Here is a 6,639-nt window from a genome sequence, read left to right as displayed (position 1 = left end):
GCATCCCCAGCGTCCCGTCGCCGACGACGGCCACCCGGTCGCCGGGGCGTACCCGGGCCCGGAGCGCGGCTGCCGCGACACACGCCGCGGGCTCCAGCAGCGCGGCGGCCGTCAGGTCCGCCCCGTCGGGCAGCGGGTGCAGCAGGCGGGCCGGGAGGGTGAGGGTGGGGGCCATGGCGCCCGGCTCGGTGAACCCGGTCTCGGCGTATCCGGCGGTGCACAGCGTGGTGTCACCGGTGTGGCAGCGTTCGCACACCTGGCAGTTGCGGAACCCCTCCCCCACCACCTTGCGGCCCACCACGGCCTCCGGTACCCCGTCGCCGGCCTCGACGATCGTGCCCGACCACTCGTGGCCGGGCGTGACGGGGTAACGGGCGTACGGTGCCGGGCGGTTGCCCTGGTACAGCTCCCGGTCGCTGCCGCAGATCCCGGCCGCGTGGACGCGCACCAGCGCCTCCCCGGGGCCGGGCGGGCGCGGGGTGTGCGGAGCGAGGCGGGCGGCGCCGGGCCCGTCCAGTACGACGGCAAGGCCGGCCGCTTCCGTGCCGTCCGGGGCCGCGTTCACCGGTTGCCGCCGTCGGGGTTGCGGGTCTCCCAGCCCTCGGCCCACAGGTCGAAGTGGGCGCGCTGCTGCGGGAACTCGGCCGCCGCGTCGGTGTCCAGCTCGACGCCCAGGCCCGGTGCGTCGGAGAGGGTGAAGCAGCCGGTTTCGGGGTCGACCTGGGGCGCGCCCTTGACGACCTTCTTGATCTCGGCGTCCGCGAAGTCGTTGAAGTGCTCCAGCACCTTGAAGTTGGGCGTCGCGAAGCCCACCTGGAGGCTGGCGGCGGTCAGTACGGGGCCGCCGACGTTGTGCGGGGCCACGAGCATGTAGTGGGTCTCGGCGGTGGCCGCGAGCTTGCGGGTCTCGGCGATGCCGCCGAGGTGGCCGAGGTCGGGCTGGAGGATGTCGGCCGCCTGGCTCTCGAACAGCTCCCGGAACTCGATCCGGTCGTGGATGCGCTCCCCCGTCGCCACCGGGATGTCCACCTTGTCGGCGACCTTGGCGAGGGCCTTGAGGTTCTCCGGCGGCACCGGTTCCTCCAGCCACGCGGGCCGGAACGGCGCCATCTCGTGGGCGAGCCGCACGGCGGTGGCGGGCGCGAAGCGGCCGTGCATCTCCAGCATCAGTTCCGCCTCGGGGCCGATGGCGTCCCGCACCGCCTCGATGAGGGAGACCGCGTAGCGGGTGTCCTCGTGGGAGAGCTCCAGGTGCCCGGTACCGAACGGGTCGATCTTCAGCGCGCGGTAGCCGCGGGCCATGACGTCCTTGGCGGCCTGGTGGTAGGCCTCGGGGGTGCGCTCGGTGGTGTACCAGCCGTTGGCGTACGCCTTGACGGTGTCGGTGACGTTGCCGCCCAGCAGCTGCCAGACGGGTACGCCCAGCGCCTTGCCCTTGATGTCCCAGCAGGCCATCTCCACACAGGCGATACCGGACATCACGATCTCGCCCGCGCGCCCGTAGTCCCCGTACTTCATCCGCCGTACCAGGTCCTCCGTACGGAACGGGTCGGAACCGGTGATGTGGTTGGCCTCCGCCTCCCGCAGATAGCCGAGCAGCGCGTCGGTGTGGCCCAGCATCCGGGTCTCGCCGACACCGGTGAGTCCTTCGTCGGTGTGGACCTGGACATAGGTGAGGTTCCGCCAAGGCGTCCCGACCACGTGGGTGCTGATACCGGTGATGCGCACGAGAGCCGCTCCTGTGAAGTCGTTCGCTACGTTCGAGATTTCGTCACGCGTTCGAAATAGCGATGTGACACTAAGGAGGGGCGAGAGGGGTGTCAATGGTCGCGACGCGCTTTTCTGTGCGAGTCGTTGGTGGGCACTGATCGACCTTGTTGCCCCGTGTCAGGGGAACCTTATTGCCCGGCGTCAGCGGCGGGGAGTGATCCTGCTGTGAATCCGGTAGCGGTGCGGCTCCAGGTCGTCGTCCGGCGGCCGCAGCCGGACGGTCACCGGGCCCGCGAAGCTGAAGTGCCGCTCGGCGGCGTGCCGTCGCACCTCGGAGGCGAGCCGCGCACCGACCGCGCCGGCCTCGCCCGCCAGCCGCGCATAGCTGTCGGCCGGCAGCTCCAGCTCGAAGGCGTTGGGCACCACGGTGCGATCCCGGCCCACGATCACCGCCTTGGCGTCGCACTCGCGGCGCAGCACCTCGAGCACCTCGACCGACTCCCTGGACCCACGGGCAAACAGGCGCCACAGGGAGCCGGAGAAGCGCTCCATCCTGCCTTCGACGTCATGGAAGAACTTCATCGCTCCCCGCTTCCCGCCCCACCCGGCAAGCATGTCCCCCCGAACGGGTGGCGCTTGCCGGGGAGCGGGCGCGGGGCCACGTCCGTGCCCGGTCAGGAGGCGGGCGGCGCCCAGCCGTTGGGGCACGAGCGGGCCCGGGAGCCGTAGACGTAGTCGACGAAGTTGCGCAGATCCTCCCGCCACAGCCGCATCTCGTGCCCGCCGGGCCCGGTGCAGTAGCGGTGGGCGACCCCGCGACCGCGGAGCGGACGGTGGAGAGCCTCGTTCCAGCCGTGGATGTCGGCCTCGCCCGTCCCCGCGTACAGGGCGAGCCGGCCGTCGTAGGCCGTGTACGACGCCTCGCTCCCGGCGACCTGTACCGGATTGAAGGCGGCCCAGCCCGAGGAGGGGCCGAAGACCGTGCTCATCCGGTAGGACGTGCTGCCGGTGACGCGGTACTTTCCGTCGAGCAGTCCGGTCCAGGAGAAGGCCGCACCGTAGAACCACAGGGAGTCGCCGACGGTCTGCTGGGCGGCGGCGGGCCGGATGTCCGTACCGCCGGAGAAGGCGCCGACGGCGGAGAAGAGATCCGGGTGCGCCGCCGCGTACTTCAGCGCGCCCAGCCCGCCCATCGAGGCACCGGCGACCGCCCGCCCCGAACGGTCGGCCCGCGTCGCGAAGTTGGCGTCCACCCACGGCAGCAGCCGGCGGATGTGGAAGGTCTCCCACCGGGGGGCGAAGTTGCCGTCCGTATGGCCCTGCCAGTCGCTGTACCAGCCCGCCTTGCCGCCCTCCGGCATGACGACGATGCCGTTGAACGCGGTCCCCCGCAGGGTTTCGACGATGTCGCCGCCGTCCGGCTTCGACCACTGCTCGACATCGGCCGCCCCGCCGTGCAGCAGATACAGCACCGGGTACTGCTTGCGGGGGTCGTAGTCGGTGGGCAGCAGGATGCGGGCCTTCACCGGCCTGCGCACCGGGTCGATGGAGGGAGCGCCCGGGCCGGCCGGGCGGAAGATCGCGTCGGTGAGGAATGTCGCCTCGCCCAGCCGCCCGCCGAAGCCGGGCACCTCGTGCCACGACCGGAGCGTCAGCCCGTGCGAGTCGGGAGCCGGGAGCGCGGGCAGCGCGGTGGCCCTGGCCGCCGCGTCACCGGTTGCCTGCGCGGGGGCGGCACCGGCCGCGAGCGGAGCGAGCGCGAGCAGCCCGGCCAGCAGGCAGGCGCCTACGGACCGGCGTGGGGCCCTGTGTACGGAACCGGGTGCGGGTCCGGGTCCGGATCTGGGCGCTGGTCCGGGTACGGATCTGGATGCGGAGCTGTTCTCGGGTGGCCGCATGGCCCCTCCCCTGTTCGCCAGTGCTCGACAGATGTGCCGCTGACGAGGGGAACGTAGGCCTCCGTGCGCCCAAGGGGCATCCAGCGGCCGGTTGGTCCCGCACGGTGCCGACCGGCACCAGCGAGGTAGCGGGCCGACCGCCCTCCAACCAGCACGGTATTGCGTGCCACCGGCCATGGGGCACGGAGGGACGCGGAGCGGCCCAGAAAGGCCCAGAAAGGCCCGGAGAGGCGCGGAGAGGCGCGGAGGCACAGCCCCGCGCCTCCTCCGTCAGCTGCGGTGGGACTCGGTGTGCAGCCCGAGAGCCTGTGCCAGCTCCTGCACGTTGGTGAAGCGCTGGTCGGCGGGGAGCCCCTCGGCCATCTCCAGGAGCCGGTCGGGGGCGTGCTCGGCGCGCAGCGCGTCCAGCACCTCCTCGCGTCCGGTCGGGTACAGATGCCGGCCCAGGTACTGCGCGATCTCGGAGCGCAGCTCGACGTCGCGCGAGGTCATCCCCTCCGGGGTGCCTCCGGTGCGCAGGGCCTGCGGGTCCCGGTAGGGCTCGGGCTGGTCCTCGCCCGAGGGCTCCATCTCCCGCGCCTCCTCGCGGTTGGAGCGCAGATCGCCGCGCATCCGCTTCTTGGCCTCGTCGTCCTGGATCGGTCCGTTCTTGTCGTTCTCCTGCATGGTGTGCTCCTTACGTGCTGAGCAGACAGAAGGAGGCGCCCTTGGGGTCACGGAGCGTCGCCGTCCGCCCCAGGGGGCCTTCCCGGGGCGGGGTGGCGACCGTGCCGCCCTCCTGTTCCGCGGCGCTCACCGCCGCGTCAAGATCGGGTACCCGGAAGTACGGCTCCCATCGCGGCCGGATACCCGGATCGGGCGGCGACTCCAGCGCGCCACCGCGCAACCCGGCCACCGGGTGGCCGTCCACCCGGACGACGATCTCGTCGTACTGCTCCTCATAGGTGACCCCATGGCTCGGATCCTCCATCCAGTCGAAGATCTCGCCGTAGAAGACCGCGGCGGCGAAGGCGTCGGAGGTGTGCAGCTGGAGCCAGGCGGGGGCGGGGCCCGAGCCGACCCACCAGGAGGCGGGCCCGTCGCCCTGCCACAGCCCGAACGGCGCGCCCCACCGGTCGGCCGCGATGACGGAACGGCCGCCACCCGCCCGCAGGGGGCCCACCGCCACGGTGGCACCCCGTTCGGAGATCCGCTCCGCGACCACGTCGGCGTCCTCGACATGGAAGTACACCGTCCAGCGCTCGGCCTCGGGGCCCGCGCCCGCGGTCAGCTGGTTGATCCCGGCCACCGGCTGACCGTCCACCGTGGCGATCCGCGCGTCGGGGCCCGCGTCCGAGGAGACGAACGTCCAGCTCAGCACCGGCCCGTAGAAGTCTTCGGCGGCCCGTTGATCGGGGGTCATCAGACTCACCCAGCAGGGCACTCCGCCGACCGAAGCCATGTGTCCGCCTTCCCGCCGCGTGGCGACATCGTGCGTGCTCCACTCAGGGTACATAGCGGCTCGTACCTGGCATAACGGACAGCGGCCCGGTGGACACCGGCCGGGACCCGTCCGGACGGCTCAGACACCGCCGCGGGCGCTCGCGGAGCGGCCCGCACGGTGCGGGACGTCCACGACGAGACCCGGAGCAGCGACACCGAGGGGCCCGCGCCACGACTCCGCGGCGGCTTCGTGCGCCGCTTCCGGGTCCGTCCCCGGCCACAGGTGGGTGAGCAGCAGCCGGGCGGTCAGCAGATACGGCGCGTCGGCGGTCGGCACCTGGTGGAGGTAGGTCGCTTCCGACAGCAGCAGATCGGCGTCGCGGGCCAGCCGCGGGATGTCGGGGCTCGGCCCCGTGTCACCGGTGTAGGCGAGCACCGCCTCCGGCGTGCTCAGCCGGAGGCCGGCGTTGGGCACGAAGTGCGGCAGCAGCCAGGTGTCGGTCACGAACGGGCCGATCTCGAACCGGTCGCCCGGCCGGAACTCTGTGAGCCGGTACGCCTCGGCGAGCATGCTCGGCTTGTCCAGCGCGAGGACGGCCTCGACCGCGCCGTGCGGAGCGTACACCGGCAGCGCGGGTGGCGGGGCGTCGCTCAACTGCCGGGCCCGCAGCAGCGGGTTGAGGTCGGCACAGTGGTCGGGGTGGCCATGACTGATCAGTACGGCGTCGACCGCGTCCACCGTGCCGTGGTCGAGCAGGCGGGGCAGCGTGGCGTACCCGGGGTCGACCAGCAGCCGGAATCCGGCGTACTCGACGAGGTAGCCGCTGCACGCCTGGTCCGCCGTGGGCCACGCCCCGCAGCCGCCGAGTACCGTCAGTCGCATACGACCGGACTCTAGCCCCGGCCAGCCCCGACGAACAGCTGTTTTCCCGGGCGACGGCCGACGCGGCCGGGGCCCCGACGCGCTGAGGGCGGGCGCTCAGCGCCCCAGCCGGAACGTGGCGATCTCCCACGGCCGCAGCGGCACCGTGACGGCCCCGCCTGCCACCGCCGACGGCTCACCCTGCTCGACCGGCCGGCCCAGCAGATCGCACCGTACGGCGGCGCGCAGCCCGTGGAGCGCGAGCCGGACGGCCGCCGGGTGCGGGGACTGGGCGACGACCCGTACCTCCAGCTGCCCTTCCCGCTGCCGCACCGAGCTGAGGACGACGCCCTCGCCCGCGACGGACAGCCCCTCGGCCGCGTCCGGCAGCGGGGTGGCGGCGGGGGCGGTGCCGTACAGAGCGGCGAGCGGATGGCGGAAGGACTCGGCGGCGGAGTGCACCCCGCCGCGGTGCCACTCACCCGGATACGGCAGCAGCCCGAAGGTCACCGTGCGCAGCCCCCGGCACTGGGCCTGCGGAGTGGCGAACTCGCCGCCGGCGGGCTCGTCGCGCCACACATGGCGGTTGCGGGACATCCGCCCGGTGGGCCGCAGCAGCGTCAGGGCCAACTCGGTGCCGTCGGCGACCAACTCGTACTCGGTGGCGTGCTCCAGCAGCACGGCGGCGCCACCGGCCGCGACGAAGGCGGAGGCGGGACACGTCGGCAGCGGCTCCACGCCGAAGCC

The 6,639-nt window shown here is 73.0% G+C and carries 8 protein-coding genes; all 8 read right to left on the bottom strand.

Features of this window, described 5'->3' with window-relative positions; all coding sequences use genetic code 11:
- A partial coding sequence (locus KBY19_RS35380; protein ID WP_307843704.1) for an alcohol dehydrogenase catalytic domain-containing protein occupies nt 1-565 on the bottom strand: 565 nt, incomplete at its 3' end.
- Nucleotides 562-1,728, bottom strand: coding sequence for a mandelate racemase/muconate lactonizing enzyme family protein (locus tag KBY19_RS35375; RefSeq protein WP_099879083.1), 1,167 nt, complete (start codon nt 1,726-1,728; stop codon nt 562-564). The genes KBY19_RS35375 and KBY19_RS35380, both read right to left, overlap by 4 nt.
- Nucleotides 1,729-1,911: 183 nt before the next feature.
- A complete protein-coding gene (locus KBY19_RS35370) occupies nt 1,912-2,292 on the bottom strand; it encodes a DUF3662 domain-containing protein (protein ID WP_099879085.1) in 381 nt (126 codons plus the stop codon).
- Nucleotides 2,293-2,384: 92 nt separating this feature from the next.
- The gene (locus KBY19_RS35365; RefSeq protein ID WP_210967471.1) at nt 2,385-3,608 is read right to left on the bottom strand and encodes an alpha/beta hydrolase family protein; all 1,224 of its coding nucleotides are present in this window, start codon (nt 3,606-3,608) and stop codon (nt 2,385-2,387) included.
- Between the two features lie 270 nt (nt 3,609-3,878).
- A complete protein-coding gene (locus KBY19_RS35360; protein WP_210967470.1) occupies nt 3,879-4,274 on the bottom strand; it encodes a DUF2795 domain-containing protein in 396 nt (131 codons plus the stop codon).
- A 10-nt stretch (nt 4,275-4,284) separates the two neighbouring features.
- Nucleotides 4,285-5,049 (bottom strand): VOC family protein, encoded by a 765-nt coding sequence (locus tag KBY19_RS35355; RefSeq protein ID WP_099886348.1) that lies wholly within the window; start codon nt 5,047-5,049, stop codon nt 4,285-4,287.
- Nucleotides 5,050-5,169: 120 nt separating this feature from the next.
- Entirely contained in the window at nt 5,170-5,913 is a 744-nt protein-coding gene (locus tag KBY19_RS35350) for an MBL fold metallo-hydrolase (protein WP_210967469.1), read from the bottom strand.
- A gap of 96 nt (nt 5,914-6,009) precedes the next feature.
- On the bottom strand, nt 6,010-6,639 hold a 630-nt coding region (locus tag KBY19_RS35345; RefSeq protein ID WP_368861002.1), incomplete at its 5' end, for a glycosyl hydrolase-related protein.

It is taken from the genome of Streptomyces sp. B15 (assembly GCF_018070605.1).
Classification (GTDB): Bacteria; Actinomycetota; Actinomycetes; order Streptomycetales; family Streptomycetaceae; genus Streptomyces; species Streptomyces smyrnaeus.
Note: the sequence above shows the minus strand (reverse complement) of the source record. Positions and strands in the feature narration are given on the sequence as shown.

Bases quoted from the DNA above. Each gene is read 5' to 3' on its own strand.
- KBY19_RS35370 (WP_099879085.1), bottom strand. From the start codon at position 2,292: ATGAAGTTCTTCCATGACGTCGAAGGCAGGATGGAGCGCTTCTCCGGC.
- KBY19_RS35365 (WP_210967471.1), bottom strand. From the start codon at position 3,608: ATGCGGCCACCCGAGAACAGCTCCGCATCCAGATCCGTACCCGGACCA.
- KBY19_RS35360 (WP_210967470.1), bottom strand. From the start codon at position 4,274: ATGCAGGAGAACGACAAGAACGGACCGATCCAGGACGACGAGGCCAAG.
- KBY19_RS35355 (WP_099886348.1), bottom strand. From the start codon at position 5,049: ATGGCTTCGGTCGGCGGAGTGCCCTGCTGGGTGAGTCTGATGACCCCC.
- KBY19_RS35350 (WP_210967469.1), bottom strand. From the start codon at position 5,913: ATGCGACTGACGGTACTCGGCGGCTGCGGGGCGTGGCCCACGGCGGAC.